The sequence below is a fragment of the Sphingobacterium detergens genome (assembly GCF_003610355.1).
GTDB classification, from domain to species: Bacteria; Bacteroidota; Bacteroidia; order Sphingobacteriales; family Sphingobacteriaceae; genus Sphingobacterium; species Sphingobacterium detergens.
The window spans coordinates 1,317,870-1,333,488 of sequence record NZ_RAPY01000001.1 but is presented as its reverse complement, the minus strand read 5'-3'; the positions used below and the strand labels follow the sequence as shown (position 1 = coordinate 1,333,488).

General features: G+C 39.1%; 13 protein-coding genes. 4 read left to right on the top strand and 9 right to left on the bottom strand.

The window, feature by feature from the left end:
• Positions 1–40 precede the first annotated feature (40 nt).
• The 4 genes from ppk2 to DFQ12_RS05790 form a co-directional block, all read right to left on the bottom strand.
• Positions 41–850, bottom strand: a complete 810-nt coding sequence (gene ppk2, locus DFQ12_RS05805) for a polyphosphate kinase 2 (RefSeq protein ID WP_120258034.1) — start codon at positions 848–850, stop codon at positions 41–43.
• An 823-nt stretch (positions 851–1,673) separates the two neighbouring features.
• Complete coding sequence (locus DFQ12_RS05800) at positions 1,674–2,036, bottom strand: hypothetical protein (RefSeq protein ID WP_120258033.1); 363 nt, start codon at positions 2,034–2,036, stop codon at positions 1,674–1,676.
• Positions 2,037–2,206: 170 nt separating this feature from the next.
• Complete coding sequence (smc, locus tag DFQ12_RS05795) at positions 2,207–5,749, bottom strand: chromosome segregation protein SMC (protein WP_120258032.1); 3,543 nt, start codon at positions 5,747–5,749, stop codon at positions 2,207–2,209.
• 69 nt (positions 5,750–5,818) lie between these two features.
• A complete protein-coding gene (locus DFQ12_RS05790) occupies positions 5,819–6,523 on the bottom strand; it encodes a DsbA family oxidoreductase (RefSeq protein ID WP_120258031.1) in 705 nt (234 codons plus the stop codon).
• 110 nt (positions 6,524–6,633) lie between these two features.
• Between DFQ12_RS05790 and DFQ12_RS05785 the strand changes: the two genes are divergently transcribed.
• Positions 6,634–7,449 (top strand): patatin-like phospholipase family protein, encoded by an 816-nt coding sequence (locus DFQ12_RS05785; RefSeq protein WP_167457200.1) that lies wholly within the window; start codon positions 6,634–6,636, stop codon positions 7,447–7,449.
• Positions 7,450–7,542: 93 nt separating this feature from the next.
• Here DFQ12_RS05785 and DFQ12_RS05780 read toward each other — a convergent pair whose 3' ends face one another.
• Positions 7,543–8,454 (bottom strand): glycerophosphodiester phosphodiesterase family protein, encoded by a 912-nt coding sequence (locus DFQ12_RS05780; RefSeq protein ID WP_120258029.1) that lies wholly within the window; start codon positions 8,452–8,454, stop codon positions 7,543–7,545.
• Positions 8,455–8,825: 371 nt separating this feature from the next.
• Between DFQ12_RS05780 and topA the strand changes: the two genes are divergently transcribed.
• The 3 genes from topA to cmk are packed head-to-tail and all read left to right on the top strand — an operon-like array spanning position 8,826 to position 12,336.
• Positions 8,826–11,225 carry a type I DNA topoisomerase gene (topA, locus tag DFQ12_RS05775; RefSeq protein WP_120258028.1) on the top strand — a complete coding sequence of 800 codons (2,400 nt, stop codon included), beginning with the start codon at positions 8,826–8,828 and terminating at the stop codon, positions 11,223–11,225.
• A 2-nt stretch (positions 11,226–11,227) separates the two neighbouring features.
• Complete coding sequence (locus DFQ12_RS05770) at positions 11,228–11,641, top strand: hypothetical protein (protein WP_120258027.1); 414 nt, start codon at positions 11,228–11,230, stop codon at positions 11,639–11,641.
• Positions 11,641–12,336, top strand: a complete 696-nt coding sequence (gene cmk, locus DFQ12_RS05765; protein ID WP_120258026.1) for a (d)CMP kinase — start codon at positions 11,641–11,643, stop codon at positions 12,334–12,336. Before DFQ12_RS05770 ends, cmk begins: the two co-directional genes overlap by 1 nt.
• A gap of 59 nt (positions 12,337–12,395) precedes the next feature.
• On the opposite strand, the gene DFQ12_RS05760 is transcribed toward cmk, so the two are convergent.
• From DFQ12_RS05760 to DFQ12_RS05745, 4 genes are all read right to left on the bottom strand, one after another.
• Positions 12,396–12,689: a hypothetical protein gene (locus DFQ12_RS05760; RefSeq protein WP_120258025.1), complete on the bottom strand. Its 294-nt coding sequence runs from the start codon at positions 12,687–12,689 to the stop codon at positions 12,396–12,398.
• Between the two features lie 165 nt (positions 12,690–12,854).
• A complete protein-coding gene (locus DFQ12_RS05755; RefSeq protein WP_120258024.1) occupies positions 12,855–14,054 on the bottom strand; it encodes a pyridoxal phosphate-dependent aminotransferase in 1,200 nt (399 codons plus the stop codon).
• A 96-nt stretch (positions 14,055–14,150) separates the two neighbouring features.
• Positions 14,151–14,525: a DUF1573 domain-containing protein gene (locus DFQ12_RS05750; protein ID WP_077434338.1), complete on the bottom strand. Its 375-nt coding sequence runs from the start codon at positions 14,523–14,525 to the stop codon at positions 14,151–14,153.
• Between the two features lie 98 nt (positions 14,526–14,623).
• The gene (locus DFQ12_RS05745) at positions 14,624–15,589 is read right to left on the bottom strand and encodes a KpsF/GutQ family sugar-phosphate isomerase (protein ID WP_120258023.1); all 966 of its coding nucleotides are present in this window, start codon (positions 15,587–15,589) and stop codon (positions 14,624–14,626) included.
• Between the last annotated feature and the right edge of the window lie 30 nt (positions 15,590–15,619).

The window sequence follows — 15,619 nt, the reverse complement described above, 5'->3', positions numbered from 1 at the left end:
AAAGACATTGTCTTTTTGAAGGCTTTTTTATAGACGCATTTTAATTGTGTTTGTTCACAAAAGAATCCAATTTCTCCTGTTCGTTTCCGGCAATTACATTGATAATTATCCGAAAAGCTGCTAAGCGGGCTTTCTTTTTATTGTCTTTGTCGATTTCAAACCAGGGCGACTTTTTGGTGGCGGTCGTTTTAAAGAGTTTTTCAATATAACCCGTATAAACATCCCATTTTTCCTGTGCCTGTTGATCCAAAACCCCAACCTTCCAGTGCTTTAGGATATCTTCTTGTCGCTCCTTTAAGCGCTCCGCCTGCTCTTCTTTACTGATGCTCAGAAACAGCTTGATTAGGATAATACCATCATCAATCAATTGCTTTTCAAATTCCGGTACCTGTTGCATAAATAATTCATGCTGCTCCTTCGTGCAAAAATCAAATACAGGCTCTACCACCGCACGGTTATAATAACTACGGTCGAAAATGACCATTTCACCAGCATTGGGTAGATGCTTGATATAGCGTTGAAAGTACCACTGACCATTCTCCTCAACAGTTGGCTTCGGTAATGCCACAACACGTACCTTTTTGGGATTTAAATGCTCGGTCACCCGACCAATTGTACCTCCCTTTCCAGCGGCATCTCTTCCCTCGAATATAATGACAACACGTTTCCCCTTTTCAATGATATCATATTGTAATTTGAGCAAGGTAACCTGTAGATCATAGAGCTCTTTTTCATAGTCATAGACATCGTTAAATTTTTTGATTTCCAAAATCCCATGTTGCTCTAAATAGTCAAGAACATCTTTGTTTTGACGGATTTTTTCAAGCTCTTTTAAATCGTATTCTGCCATATTAATTGGTTTTTTCAAGTTCGTTCACCTAAAGTTACTTATTGAATTGTTAAAAAATGTCAAAATTGAAATAAATCAGACCAACACATGTAATATTGATCCAAAAGCCAACGTTATAAGGAAAAGCAATGTAAAAGGATGCTTTGCTTAAGAATTGGACTTTTCATAAATTTAGGTTAATAATTGGTTAGGTTAGCCCGGAGTTCTCAACTTCGGGCTTTTTTGTTTTTATGCAGCAAAGTTTTTCAGGTGTCCAAATTAGTTCTTTGGGGAAAGACTTTAACTTGCATCTGGCGCAAATATATTATAGTGTAAGATCGTATATTGTTGAATCGTTTTTAGCTATCCAAATTAGTTCTTTGGGGAAAGACTTTAACTTGCATCTGGCACAAATATACTATAGTGTAAGATCGTATATTGTTGAATCGTTTTCAGGTATTCAATTTGCTTTCCAGCAAACGTCTTCGACTCGCAGTTCCCCATAATTATACAAGGCTGAGGGGCGTGTATTGTTTTCGAATATCCCGCCTGAGCCTCAGACGAACGACTTTGGTTCGTGCGCTCTCCTAAAAATAGGGAGGATAAGAGAGTTATTATTTAAATGTTAAAAAATGTTAAAGAAATGGTGATCATATAATTAATGGAGACAAGCGTCGTTTTAATTTCAAATACTTTTCATAAAATAGGTTAATATATGGCTAACGAAAGCTCAGGGTTCCCCACTCTGAGCTTTTTATTTTTTGATTAATCAGAATGGTCTTTTAGTGAAGAATAAATGGCCCCTAATAAAAATAAGAAGTCGGGCCTATTATAGATTATCTGTTTATAGGTTATCCGTATGCTGGATAATTTTCGAAGAGTGATTGTAGACTTTCAGCTTTATGCCAACTTCCTGCCCGGAAGGGTTTTTGATGGACACACTTCCTTTCTGACCGATGTTAAGGGAATATTCTTTGTCTTTTTTCATGATGATTTCACTGGTGTCAGTCGCTAACGCTATCGTATTGCTCGATTTATTGACGGCATCGATAGAAAATGTGCTCGCGTTCTCTGTTGAAATCTTTAAGAATTTATGTGCTGGGACCACTGTATTGATATACAATGTGTGTTTATCTTTTTTGCCTAGGTTGTTTACCTGGCAAGACTGTAAGATTGCGCAGATCAATAGCGCAGCTAATAATTTCATAATTTAATCGTTGATAATTGTTAGAAATTAAAAAATAAAGTTCATTTATCCTAATATTTACTTATTCAGGTTACTCAAAAAGTCTAATTTAAATGCGGGAATATGATTAGGCATAAAAAAGCCCTACAATTTGCTTGTAGGGCTTTCCTATTCTTTTAAATAAAATAACGTTAAGCTACTTCTCTTAAATCTACTGCAACTACACGCGATACACCTTGTTCAACCATGGTCACGCCATAGATAATATCTGTACTTGCGATTGTTTTCTTATTGTGGGATACAACAATAAACTGTGAGTTTTTGGAAAAATCACGAATGATATTGTTGAATTTATCAATATTGGTATCATCCAGTGGAGCGTCCACCTCATCAAAAATACAGAAAGGTGCCGGCTTTGACAGATACAAGGAAAATAACAATGCCGTAGAGGTCAAGGTTTTCTCACCACCTGATAGCTGGTTGATGGATAATGGGCGTTTTCCTTTTGGTTGAGCAACGATATCAATATCCGAATCCAATGGGTTGCTTGGATCAGTCAAAACGAGATCACAGCTGTCTTCTTCATTGAATAACGAACGGAATACTTTAACAAAATTGTCCCGTACAGCATTGAAGGTAAACATAAACTGCACCTTAGCCGTATCATCTATTTCTTTGATTGTTGCCATTAATGAGCCTTTTGCTTCGATCAGATCTGCTTTTTCCTTATTGATAAAGTCATAACGCTCATTCATCTCATCAAAGGCCTCTTTGGCCATTAAATTGATCGTTCCAAACTCATCGAGTTGCTTTTTGAGTTTGCTGCATTTTGTCGCTAAACTGGATTGATCTTCGGCTATTTCCGGTACATCCTCACGTTCGATCAGATCTTTCAATTCGATATTAAATTCGACTGAAAGACGTTCTTTTAGCGCATTGAGATCAATTTGTAAGGCAGTTTTCTTATCCTTAATCTCACCGATAAGAAAGTCACTCTGTTCTTTTGAACGGCGTTGCTGAGTCAGTGAATCTTCCAGATTATTGATCTGTTGCTTGTCCGCATAATACGTTTCCTCTAGCTCTTTTAGGCCGTCTTCCAATGAAATCTTCTGCTCATACATAGCAATAAGATCTGCATCTTCTTCGTCCTCAAATGGGATTGTGGTTCGCAATGCTTCCTGTACTTCAACGAGTTCAATACTATTTCGCTCGATACGGATTTCATGATCATCTTTTTGAGTCTCTCTGAATTCGAGATCCTTGCTAATATTAGCGACTTTATTCAGTTGTTGATGATAACTGATATTTTCCTGATTATAGGCGATGGATTTTTCGTTTAATATTTCTGAAATTTCATGGAATTGATCCTGTAATTCGGAAAGTTCAGTTACACTTTGATCTTTTTCTACACGTAATTCATGAAGCTGAGGTTCGGCAACCGTAAGATCCGACTCGATAGTTGCAATTTTTTCCTGGATATCTTTTTTCCGTATTTGCGAATTGTTGATGAAAGCTTGATATTGCTCCTGTTTGGTTTTTACCGTAATCAACTCATTGTTGAGTCTGTTCAGTTGAAAACGTAGTTCATCAATAAGTTCTTTTTGTGAGTTGCTACGCAAAGTCTCCACACGTGCTGTTTCAGCCGTTATTTTGTCTTCAAGTTTTGCAATCTCCAGATTAAGCGCTTTAATTTCCTGAGAGAGAACCTCTAGGTTTTTCGCTCTACCGATACGTTTTCCTTCGAATAATCCGACCGATCCGCCCGAAAGGCCTAGATGATGTTTGGCGTAACGGCCATTCTTCTGTAGGATAACCTGTCCTGCTTCGGGAAGCTTCTGCTCCATTTCCTTTTCGCCTTCCTGCTTTAAAATAAACACATGCTGAAGGAGTAGGGTACAAAGCGCTTTATATTTTTCATCCACAGTGATCACATCCAGGGCGGGCATGAGATTGTCATGTGGAGGAAGGGGCTGTTTAACGACTGTATCTATAGCATCCAGAACGAAGAAATTGGCACGGCCTTTTGCGGCATCGCTCAATAATTGGATGGCCTGAACGGCATCTTGTTGTGTCTCGACAACATAATGGTTCATGATCGGTTCCAGGTAATTTTCAATCGCAACACGATAGTCTTCCTGGCAAAATAGCACATCGGAGAAGAGCGGTGGTTGCTTTTTCCAACCCGCATTTTTCTTCAAGAATCGAATGGAATCTGGGAAACCCTCTAAATTGTCAATAAGGGATTTTGTCAGATTATATTCATTCTGTTTGGCATCAACCAATCTAAGGTCTTTCGCAAGTTGTACTTTAAACTCCTCTAAATTTGTCTGGCATTGAAGAATCTGTGTTTGCAGTTCCTCCTCCAGTTGATTGGCCGAATCATACTGCAACTGCTGCGCTTCGACACGACCTTCCAATTCCCCTACAGCACTATTAAATTGCAGTAATTCTGCTTCTTTCGATTCGGTGTCTACACTGTTGCGGACAGCTTCCTGAAGAAGGGCTTCTTTTTGGATATTAAAAACAGCGAGATCCTTCTCGAGTTTATAAATCTTAGCCTGAAGTTCAGCATTGCTTTTGTTGAAGATATCCAATTTCCCCTTGGCAGATTGTTGTTGACCCCTCAGGGCATCCACTTCGGATTTATTGGATTCCAGATTGTCTTTGAGTGAATCAAGTTTATTCTGTTCATCAAATAGCTCCTCATTCAGTCTTTTAATGGTATAAAGGACGTGATTCAGTTGTTGCTTGTCGCTATTGACATCAAGGTTTAATCGATTTTCTTTATCCTGAAGATTTTTTACTTTCTCATTTTTGATCTTCTTTTCCGACTCATAGCCGCGGATTTTGTTGACAAATTCCTGTGTAGCCTTTTGTTGTACAGAAAGGTTCTTCTCCTGCTCCAAATTTACCTGACGCAGTGATTGAAGTTCAGTTTCCGCATGGAGAATCAATTGCTGGGAATTTGCGGAATCCTTTTGAACTTTAGATTCCTGCGTTTGAAGTCGATCAAGTTCAGTCGAGAAATCAGCAATTCTATAATAAGCGAGATCAATGCTACTTTGACGGTATTCCTGCTTGAGTAGGGTATATTTCTCCGCCTTTTTGGCTTGATTTTCTAGCGATTTAAGATTTTTTGTGATCTCATAGAGTAAATCGTCTACCCGGCTGAGGTCGGCTTCCGTATCTTTTAATTTTGTTAGCGTCTGTTTTTTGCGCACCTTGTATTTTGAAATACCGGATGCTTCCTCAAAAAGATTTCTACGCGAATTGTCTTTGTTATTGATGATCTCATCGATCATTTTCAGCTCGATGATGGAATAACTATCGGCACCGACCCCGGTATCCAAAAATAAATCCGTGATATCTTTTAAACGACATTTTACATCATTCAAACGATACTCACTATCCCCATTTCGGAATAGTTTACGTGTTACCGTAACAGTAGAGAATTCTGTTGGCAGGATATTATTGTTATTATTGAAGGTCAAGGAAACTTCCGCCAGATTAGCTGGTTTTCTGTTCTTTGTTCCGTTAAAAATAATGTTTTCCATTTTATCAGAACGCAGCATCTTTGTACTTTGTTCACCAAGTACCCAGCGTATTGCGTCCACCACATTGGATTTCCCACATCCATTTGGCCCAACAATCGCGGTAACACCGTCATTGAAGTTGATCGTGATCTTGTCTCCGAAACTCTTAAATCCCTTTATTTCTAGTTTGGTTAACTGCATTTATACCAAATTTGTTTGTCGTTATAAGCTTGCGAAAATAGTAAATTAAAATAAAACTTTTTTCTTTCTTTACTCACATTTTCCTGTTTCAGGATCGCAAGAAGGCCCTTCTTCACCTCTTTGTTGTAATGGGGCGGATTGGCTTGCCAAACACTCTTTGATCGTATTGTGAAAAACTTCCATGGGTTGTGCGCCGGGAATTGCATACTTCCGGTCAAAGACAAAGAATGGTACACCACGAAGACCGAGGTTGACACCTTCCTGAATGTCCTGACTGACATCGTAAGCATAGTTGTCAGACTCTAAAAGCTCCTGAACCGCTTGAACGGGGAGGCCTACTTGTTTCGCCAGTTCAACAAGGGTTGCATTATCGTTGACATCTAAACCGTCGGTAAAATGGGCTTTGAATAATGATTTTTTCAAAGCAGTTCCTTTTTGATGGGTCTGCGCAAAATGAAGAAGACGATGTGCTTTTTTTGTATTTACGACAATTGCTTTATCAAAGTTTAATGCGATACCAAGTTCCTTACCTTGCGCACTGAGTTGCGCCGTCATTGCCACGACATCGTCCATGCTCATCCCTTTTGTACGGACAAGGTAATCGTACGTTGGCATTCCCGGAGCGTCTTCGGGAAATTCTGGATTGAGCTGATAGGATTTCCAGGTAATCTCTGCTTGTACATCTTGCTCAACTTCCTGTAGGGCCGACTCAAGCTTTGTCAAGCCAATATAACAAAACGGACAAATGATGTCCGACCAAATTTCTATTTTCATATTTCTTATTTTACTCCGTATATTGTAATCAAAAATACATATAATAACGGTGATTATCGGATTACATTGTTGGGTCAATGTCAACATCATTATATTGCAGGTCTAAGTATATGTCAGAGAAAGATTTTTTAAATCGTAAAGTAACACTTGTCCTCGGGGGCGGGGGAGCGAGAGGATTGGTACATATCGGTATTATCCGCAAACTAGAGGAAATGGGCTTTGAGATCGATGAAATTGTGGGCTGTTCCATTGGCGCATTGGTCGGCGGAATTTACGCCCAGGGAAAGATGGATGTGCTGGAAGACTGGATGCATAATCTAACAAAGAAATCGGTTTTCAATATGATGGATTTCAGCTGGAAGGGTCTGGGAATGATGAAAGGAATTAAAGTCTTCAATGCCTTGAAATCGGTTATTCCCGATGCGAATATCGAAACGTTTCCTATTTTATTCAAGGCTGTTGCCACTGATCTGAATTATGAAAAAGAAGTTGTACTCGATTTTGGAAGTATGTATGACGCTATACGGGCTTCTATTGCGATACCGGCTGTTTTTACAGCAGTAGAGGAGGATACGCATGTCTATGTGGATGGCGGTGTCCTCAACCCATTACCCATCAACCATGTCACACGAAAAGAAAATTTAATTATAGCGGTCAATCTGGAATCAAAACCGGATAAACAGTATTCTGTTATCAAAAAATTGGATACAAAAACCTCAAATTCGCTGGATATTCTACAAGCTTCCTATTATGTGATGCGTAGAAAAATGAGCCGTATGATTATTGATCTCTATCGTCCCGATGTTGTTGTCAACATCCCTTATAACATCTGTAATTTGTGGGACTACCACCGGGCAGAGTTTTTGGTTCAAAAAGGTAGGGAGTATATTGATAAAGCCCTTAAAAGTAAGACCAAAATAGAGTAGTGCACAGCGCAAGCTACTTTATTTTGGTCTTTCAGATTTAGATCATCGGGAATTGAACAAGCTGATCTTTGATCGTTGTCAAGAAATCAAGGATTAAAACAGATTGGGATAGTCACTGATAATTCCATCTACTTTCAGTGCCTTCAATTGCTCAATCTCTGCTTTACTATTTACTGTCCATGGAATTACCTTAACATTAGCTTTATGGTATTGTTTGACAAATTCGCTGGTCACCAGCTTATAGTGTGGGCTAATGATGAAAGGAGTAAAACCTAATGCTGCGATTGTCTCCTGTGCATTTTTTGTATAGTTGCCTTCAATAAGGTAAGAAACTTTTAATTGTGGGTAGGCTTTGTTTAGATACTTGACTGCCCGGATATCAAAGGATTGAATCACGGTACGTGCTGCAATTTTTTTCTCTGTGATCACCTGTACCATTAAATCAACGAATTCTTCCACTCTGGGATGATAGATACCGTCTTTATCCTCTTTACTTTTCACCTCAATATTATAAAACATAGGCGCTGTTCTCTTTTGGAGGGCATAGGCTTCTGTACTATCGATGAGGTCGGCGAGTTTTGCAATACGTGTAACTTGTTTTTTCTGTTCGGGAAACTCCTTATAAAATTTGGAACCAATATCGTACTTGATCAGGTCTTTATAGTTCATTGCATATATTTTCAATGATTTATCTTTTTCGGGAATCTCAGTGCCATCTGGTTTTAACACAAATTTAGGATTGAGATAGTCGTCGTGAAAAACAACGACTTTCTTGTCCTTTGTAATGTGACAATCCATTTCCAGTGTTGTTACCTGGGGCAGATCAATTGCATTTTTCATGGCAGCAATAGATTCTTCGGGGTAGAGGCCACGTCCGCCACGATGTGCTTCCAAACTGAGTTTAGGAAAGCTGTTGGTTGTTTTTGTGGAATCTTTCATAACTGAACAAGACACAGATGATAATATCAGACCAAAAAAGGCTATTCTAAGAGGACTTCTTTTCATTATTATTATATTTAAACAAAATAAGGGTGAATTACCCCGCTATGAATAGGCGAATATACATAACCTATTTTACTTTTTTTACTTTGAAGGTTTCAGATCCTTGATTTTTCCTGTTTTTGAATGTGTTTTCGAAACAGAACAAACTAAAATGAATCGTTGAAATTATTGAAGTGAAGAAAAACGAAGTTTTAAAGGCCTGTTAAATATCATTCTTTACAAGAAGAAAGCCTTTCGGGGACGGATTGTAGCTTGATTAAAAATAGGACAATACACTTATATGTTAAGGTGAAATCTATTTTTTTTGTCTTTTTTGCAAGAAATTATTGTCATTCCTTTTAGAATTCCCTTTATTTGCACAAATCTCAAATTAGATGGCGAAAAATTTATTGATAGTTGAGTCTCCAGCGAAAGCAAAAACGATAGAAGGATATTTAGGTAGTGATTTTTTGGTAAAGTCAAGTTATGGACATATCCGTGACCTGGTGAAAACCGATGATGCAATTAATACAGAGAACAATTTCGAACAGAAGTACGAAGTTCCCTCTGATAAGAAGGCAGTCGTAAGCGAGCTGAAAAAATTAGCTAAGGCAGCAGAAACTGTATGGCTCGCATCCGATGAGGACCGTGAGGGGGAAGCTATCTCTTGGCATTTATTTGAGACATTGGGACTGAAAGATGAAAGTACTAAACGTATTGTGTTTCATGAGATCACGAAACCAGCAATACTAAAAGCCATCGACAATCCCCGTAAAATAGATTATAATCTTGTCAACGCACAACAGGCGAGACGTGTATTAGATCGATTGGTGGGCTTTGAGTTGTCACCCGTTTTATGGAAAAAGGTGAAACCATCTTTATCTGCTGGCCGTGTACAATCTGTTGCCGTGAGGTTGATCGTCGACAGGGAGCGTGAGATTAACAAATTTGAACCTGAGGCAGCATTTAAGATCGTTGCTTTCTTTCATACAGGTAAGGTTAAAGATAGTTTTAAAGCTGAGCTTCCACAACGATTTGCGACAGAAGCGGAGGCTACTCAATTTTTGGAAGACTGTAAGGCGGCTTTGTTCTCCGTTAAAAATCTGGAGACAAAACCATCGAAACGTTCGCCAGCAGCGCCATTTACAACTTCTACCTTGCAACAGGAAGCGAGTAGAAAACTTGGATTCTCTGTGGCACGTACCATGCAGGTTGCCCAGCGTCTGTATGAGTCCGGACGTATCACCTATATGCGTACCGACTCAGTCAATTTGAGCGATACTGCTATAGACGCAGCTGAAAAAGAAATTAAATCGGCATATGGTAACCAATACCATAAAGTAAGAAGATATAAAACAAAAACTTCGGGCGCACAGGAAGCGCACGAGGCTATACGTCCTACTTATTTTTCTGAACATACCATTGAAGGCGATTCTGCTGAAAAGCGATTGTATGAACTGATCTGGAAGAGAGCAATTGCTTCCCAGATGAGTGAAGCAGAATTTGAGCGGACACTAGCGAAAATTTCGATTTCCACACGTTCAGAAGATCTAAACGCTTCAGGTGAGGTGATGAAATTTGATGGTTTTCTGAAAGTCTATATGGAATCTGTAGATGATGATCAGGAGACGACCCTTGATGAGGATAGCGATAATGCAATCCTTCCGCCATTGACAGTTGGTTTACAACTGACTTTAAAAAGTATGTCTGCGACGGAACGTTTTACAAGACCTCCGGCACGTTATACTGAGGCCGCATTGGTGAAGAAATTGGAGGAACTGGGTATCGGAAGACCTTCTACTTATGCACCAACAATTTCTACGATCCAAAATCGTGGCTATGTTGTGAAAGAAGAAAGAGAGGGGCGATCACGTGATTATCGTGTGCTGACGCTTGAGAACACGGAATTGAAAGCTGTCACTAAGACGGAAATAACAGGAGCAGAAAAAGGAAAAATGTTCCCAACAGATATCGGTATTGTTGTGAATGATTTCCTTGTAGAGCATTTCAATGGTATTGTAGACTTTCACTTTACAGCGAATGTGGAGAAAGAGTTTGACGATATTGCACATGGATTGACCGAATGGACAAAAATGTTGCACGATTTCTATGGGCCTTTTCACTCTGAAGTTGAAGATACATTGGAGAATGCCGATCGCGCTAACAATGAACGTGAGCTAGGCGTAGATCCAGTTTCAGGTAAACCCGTCTCTGTACGTATCGGAAAATTTGGACCTTTGGTTCAAATCGGTTCTCCTGATGATGAGGAAAAACCTCGATTTGCATCCCTACGCAAAGGACAGATGATTGAAACAATCACCTTTGAAGATGCGATGGAGTTATTCAAATTGCCCAAAAAAGTTGGTGTATTTGAAGAGAAGGAAATGACAGTTGCTATCGGCAGATTTGGACCTTATATCCGTCATAACTCGGCTTTCTATTCTTTGCCAAAAGGAGTGGATCCTTTGGATGTAACCGAAGAGGAATGTATTCAGATCATTAAGGAAAAACGTCAGAAGGATATTGAAAAAGTAATCCGTGTATTCGATGAAAATCCGGATGCGCAGATTGAACAAGGCCGTTGGGGACCATTTATTCGTTTTGGTAAGCAGAATTTGAAAATTCCGAAAGGAACGGAAATCGAAAAGATCAGCTACGAAGATGTGTTGAAGTGGGCCGCAGCGGATGCTCCGAAGGGTAAAGCCGTTAAAGCAAAAACTGCCGAAAAGAAAACAGTTGCTAAAAAAGCAACAGCAAAGAAGGCTCCAGCTAAGAAAACGACAAAGTCTAAATAAGGATGAAAGCAGATTTGCCAGAAAATATAGTAAAAGATATTATGATTGCCGTGGTTTTGGAGGGCGAAACCGTGGAGACTAAGAACTGGACAGTGTATGTTATCAACGATAAGAATATCGCGATACAGAATGTGCTGATCAGTTCAAAAGGGTATGGTGAAAAGGATGGGAGACAGGTTACCACAACAACATTACGGCATTTCATCGGGAATATAGAGCCCAAATCCTTTGATCGGGTTGAAGCGATCGATGAGCAGGTATTCGGTCTGACCAACGAGTATTGGTTGAGCTTTTATATTGACAATATTATTTACGATAAAAAATATATCTTTTTACCAGAAAGCATCGTGGATGGTAATTTAACTAAAGTACCTTTAGTGAATAAGCCCGGTGTCATCATAGGAGGAAATGAATAATGAGTGGAAGACACAATTTTATTATCGCCATAGATGGCTTTTCCTCTTGTGGAAAAAGTACGCTTGCCAAAGCTTTAGCTAAAAAGCTGAAATTTGCCTTTATTGACAGCGGCGCGATGTACAGAGCGGTAACGCTTTATTTTATTCGTCATAATATTGCACTGGATAATCAGGAAGCGATTGATCAGGCATTAAATGAGATCCATATTGACTTTATTCCAAATGCAGTCAAAACGGAGATTCACCTCAATGATGAAGATATTTCGGAAGAAATCCGTCAGATGTACATTTCTGATAAAGTCAGTGATGTAAGTGCAATTAAAGCAGTACGAACCGCAATGGTGGCACAACAGCAAAAATTAGGTAGCCGGAGAAATATTATTATGGATGGCCGGGATATTGGTACCACCGTTTTCCCTGATGCCGATCTGAAAATTTTTATGACCGCAGATCCGAAAGTTAGGGCTGCCAGAAGATATCTGGAATTGACGGAAAAAGGGGAGGATGTTACACTCGAAGAGGTTGTTGAGAATCTCGCCAATCGGGATCGTATTGATAGCACCCGTGCTGAGAGTCCGCTGAGACAAGCCGAAGATGCTATCGTATTGGATAACTCAAATTTGACTCCAGAGCAGCAACTACATTTTGTTGAGGAGGAATATCTGAAAGTTAAAGCCTCAAGAATACAAGCATAAACGCGATATAACAAAAAATGCCGATTGAAAAATCGGCATTTTTCGTATTTTGAAGACAACTATTTTATACTATTGATTTGTTGTTGCTCCAATAATTTTTCTACATTGTTTTTCTCACCAAACTCTGCTGTCTGTTCTTGAAAAGATTCCAGAAGCGCTTTGATAGCGTCTGAATTATCCGCTGTGCGTTGATAGATTTCGGGAATTGTTTGTTCAATCTTCTTATCACCGAGTTCGATGTTATCAACTTCGATTTTGCCTATCTTTTCTAAAACAGCTTGTTGGCTATTTCTGACATCTTCTAATTCTCTCGCTATTTTTTCCATCAATTGGAATTTCTTCAATTTATCCATATGCAATATCTTTAGTTATACTGTAATAAGAACAATGTCGCTCGAAAGTTTGTTTTGTTTTTTTTAAAATTGATAAGAAAACTGCCCTTATGATATCATTGGAGCATAAAAAAAGCCAGTCCTTTTTTTGGACCGGCTTTGATAACATATTATTGTTGTTGTTGTTTAATTCGTTCTTCCTGGATATACTTCTAGGGCTTTCTCCAAACAGATCAATGCATTTTTAAGATCATTTTGATTCAATACATAAGCTAGACGAACCTCATTTATTCCGGCACCTTCCGTGCTATAGAAGCCAGTTGCTGGCGCCATCATGACCGTTTCGTTATTGTAGGAAAACTCCTCCAATATCCATTGGCAGAATTTATCCGCGTTATCGATCGGTAACTTAGCAACTACATAAAATGCACCTCCGGGATTAGGAGAGTATACACCATCAATTGCATTTAATCCGCTGACCAATACATCTCTTCTGGCTGTATATTCTTTAGATACCGCCTCAAAGTAGCTATCCGGAGTATCGACAGCAGCTTCGCCAGCAATTTGTCCCTCCAAAGATGGACTTAAGCGTGCCTGAGCAAACTTCAATGCCGTCTGATATAATTCTTTATTTTTGGTGATAATACAGCCTATACGGGCACCACATGCTGAATAACGTTTTGAAACGGTATCAAAGATAACAACATTATTCTCGAGGCCTTCTAGGTGCATCGGAGATATAAACTCTCTGCCATCGTAACAAAATTCGCGATAAGCCTCATCGGAGAAAAGATAAAGATCGTATTTCAGACAAAGCTCGCGTAAGGCTTCCAGTTCTTCTCTCGAGTAAAGATAACCTGTCGGATTGTTGGGATTACAGATGCAGATTGCTTTGGTTTTCTCGGTAATTACTTTCTCAAATTCTGCAATGGAAGGTAGTGCAAATCCACTTTCAATATAAGACATGATCGGTTTGATCACAATGTCCGAAGAACAGGCAAAACCATTGTAGTTTGCATAAAACGGTTCTGGGATAATCACTTCTTCACCTTCATTTAAGCAGGCTTGCATCGTAATGGTGATTGCTTCTGAGCCACCATTGGTTACAAGGATGTCAGTAGGTTCAATATTGTAATTTAGCTTGTTATAATACTCGGCTAATTTTTTTCGGTAGGAGGCGGTACCTTCAGAAGGTGTATAAGCCCATACTTTGAAATCAATATTTTTCAAAGCATTAAGCATAATTTCAGGTGTTTGGATATCTGGTTGCCCGATATTTAAGTGGTATATTTTTTTACCTTCTTTTTTTGCTTGATCAGCATAAGGCGTCAGTTTTCTGATGGGTGACGCAGGCATATTTAGCCCTTTTTCTGATATTACTGGCATTATAGTTTTTTTAAAATTAGTTGTGCAAAGCTAACCAAAATAAAACGAAAAAAGCCACATCAGGATGTGGCTTTTTTCGTTTTATCTGTCGGATTTTTATTCCACAATCCCTTTAATATAAAGTGTCTTTACAGGTGTTTTGGTGTTCGATTGTACCGTAAAACTTTTGGTAAATGGCGCTTTGGCTGCGGCGTTATACGTTACCTTGATTGTTCCTGTTTCTCCCGGTTTGATTGGAGTTTTAGTAAACTCGGCTACCGAACAGCCACAAGTCGGGACTACATTCGAAATGATAATAGGCTCACTGCCTGTGTTTGAAAATTTAAAATTATATGATACAGGTGTTCCAGCCGGAATCTTGCCGAAATCATGTGTTTCTTTTTCAAATTTAAATTCCCCTTGTCCAGCTTGCATAGACGAAAAACCGATAAAGGAAATGATCACTGCTAAAATTGTTATATACTTTTTCATGCTTCTAAGATATTACTTTGTGATTAAACTAGTACAACTGATATGCCAAATGTAATATTTATTGTCAATTTATTACACATCTAACAACTTTATTACAGTTAGATTATACCCTCTTTAAGCAGATCTTGGATATGGATAACCCCGTCATAGTTCCCTTGATCTGATACCAATAGCTGCGTGATATTGTTTTCCCGCATGATATGAAGCGCATTGGCTGCCAGTTCATTTTTATCGATCACCTTTGGTGATTTGCCCATAATATCTGCTGCGCTGATCGTTGCGAGGTCAGTATGTCTTTCGAGCATACGACGGATATCCCCATCGGTAATAATACCCTGGATCTGCGCGCCGTCCAAGACAGCTACTGCGCCCAGTCTGAATTGCGTGATAGTGATAATAATATCTCTGACGTTAGCATCCAATTGTACGCTAGGTTTACCATTTTGATCAGATAAGTCCGCCACTTTTAAGTAGAGCTTTTTGCCCAGGGCACCACCAGGGTGGTACTTCGCAAAATCCTGGTCTGTAAAATCACGACATTCCTGTAGCACAACAGCTAGTGCGTCGCCCATGGCTAATTGTGCCGTTGTGCTCGATGTCGGCGCCAAATTATTTGGACAAGCTTCTTTCTCAACAGTGGTGTTTAGTATGTAATCCGCATTTTTCGCCAAGTAGGACTCCGTGTTGCCAACCAAAGCTACCAACGTATTTTTCGTTTGTTTTAGAAATGGAACCAAGACCTTGATTTCAGGTGTATTACCGCTTTTGGATATGGCAATAATTAAATCATGCTGTTGGATAATACCCAGATCCCCATGGATGGCATCTGCTGCATGCATAAAGATAGAGGGCGTGCCTGTCGAATTTAATGTTGCAACAATCTTTTGTGCGATAATGGCACTTTTTCCGATGCCTGTGACGATTACCCGACCCTGAAGATGCAGGATTTTATTTATAACGGTAACAAAATCATCATCAATATATTGAGCCAGAGCAGCTACTGCTTTGGCTTCTTCTTGAATAGCTTGAATAGCTATATTTTTTATTTCGTAGTTGTTTTTCACAAAAAATACTCTTACTTTTATGTATTAGAA

Excerpts from the sequence above, each read along its gene's own strand:
- ppk2 (WP_120258034.1), bottom strand. The coding sequence starts at position 850 with ATGGCAGAATACGATTTAAAAGAGCTTGAAAAAATCCGTCAAAACAAA.
- DFQ12_RS05800 (WP_120258033.1), bottom strand. The coding sequence starts at position 2,036 with ATGAAATTATTAGCTGCGCTATTGATCTGCGCAATCTTACAGTCTTGC.
- smc (WP_120258032.1), bottom strand. The coding sequence starts at position 5,749 with ATGCAGTTAACCAAACTAGAAATAAAGGGATTTAAGAGTTTCGGAGAC.
- DFQ12_RS05790 (WP_120258031.1), bottom strand. The coding sequence starts at position 6,523 with ATGAAAATAGAAATTTGGTCGGACATCATTTGTCCGTTTTGTTATATT.
- DFQ12_RS05785 (WP_167457200.1), top strand. The coding sequence starts at position 6,634 with ATGTCAGAGAAAGATTTTTTAAATCGTAAAGTAACACTTGTCCTCGGG.
- DFQ12_RS05780 (WP_120258029.1), bottom strand. The coding sequence starts at position 8,454 with ATGAAAAGAAGTCCTCTTAGAATAGCCTTTTTTGGTCTGATATTATCA.
- topA (WP_120258028.1), top strand. The coding sequence starts at position 8,826 with ATGGCGAAAAATTTATTGATAGTTGAGTCTCCAGCGAAAGCAAAAACG.
- DFQ12_RS05770 (WP_120258027.1), top strand. The coding sequence starts at position 11,228 with ATGAAAGCAGATTTGCCAGAAAATATAGTAAAAGATATTATGATTGCC.
- cmk (WP_120258026.1), top strand. The coding sequence starts at position 11,641 with ATGAGTGGAAGACACAATTTTATTATCGCCATAGATGGCTTTTCCTCT.
- DFQ12_RS05760 (WP_120258025.1), bottom strand. The coding sequence starts at position 12,689 with ATGGATAAATTGAAGAAATTCCAATTGATGGAAAAAATAGCGAGAGAA.
- DFQ12_RS05755 (WP_120258024.1), bottom strand. The coding sequence starts at position 14,054 with ATGCCAGTAATATCAGAAAAAGGGCTAAATATGCCTGCGTCACCCATC.
- DFQ12_RS05750 (WP_077434338.1), bottom strand. The coding sequence starts at position 14,525 with ATGAAAAAGTATATAACAATTTTAGCAGTGATCATTTCCTTTATCGGT.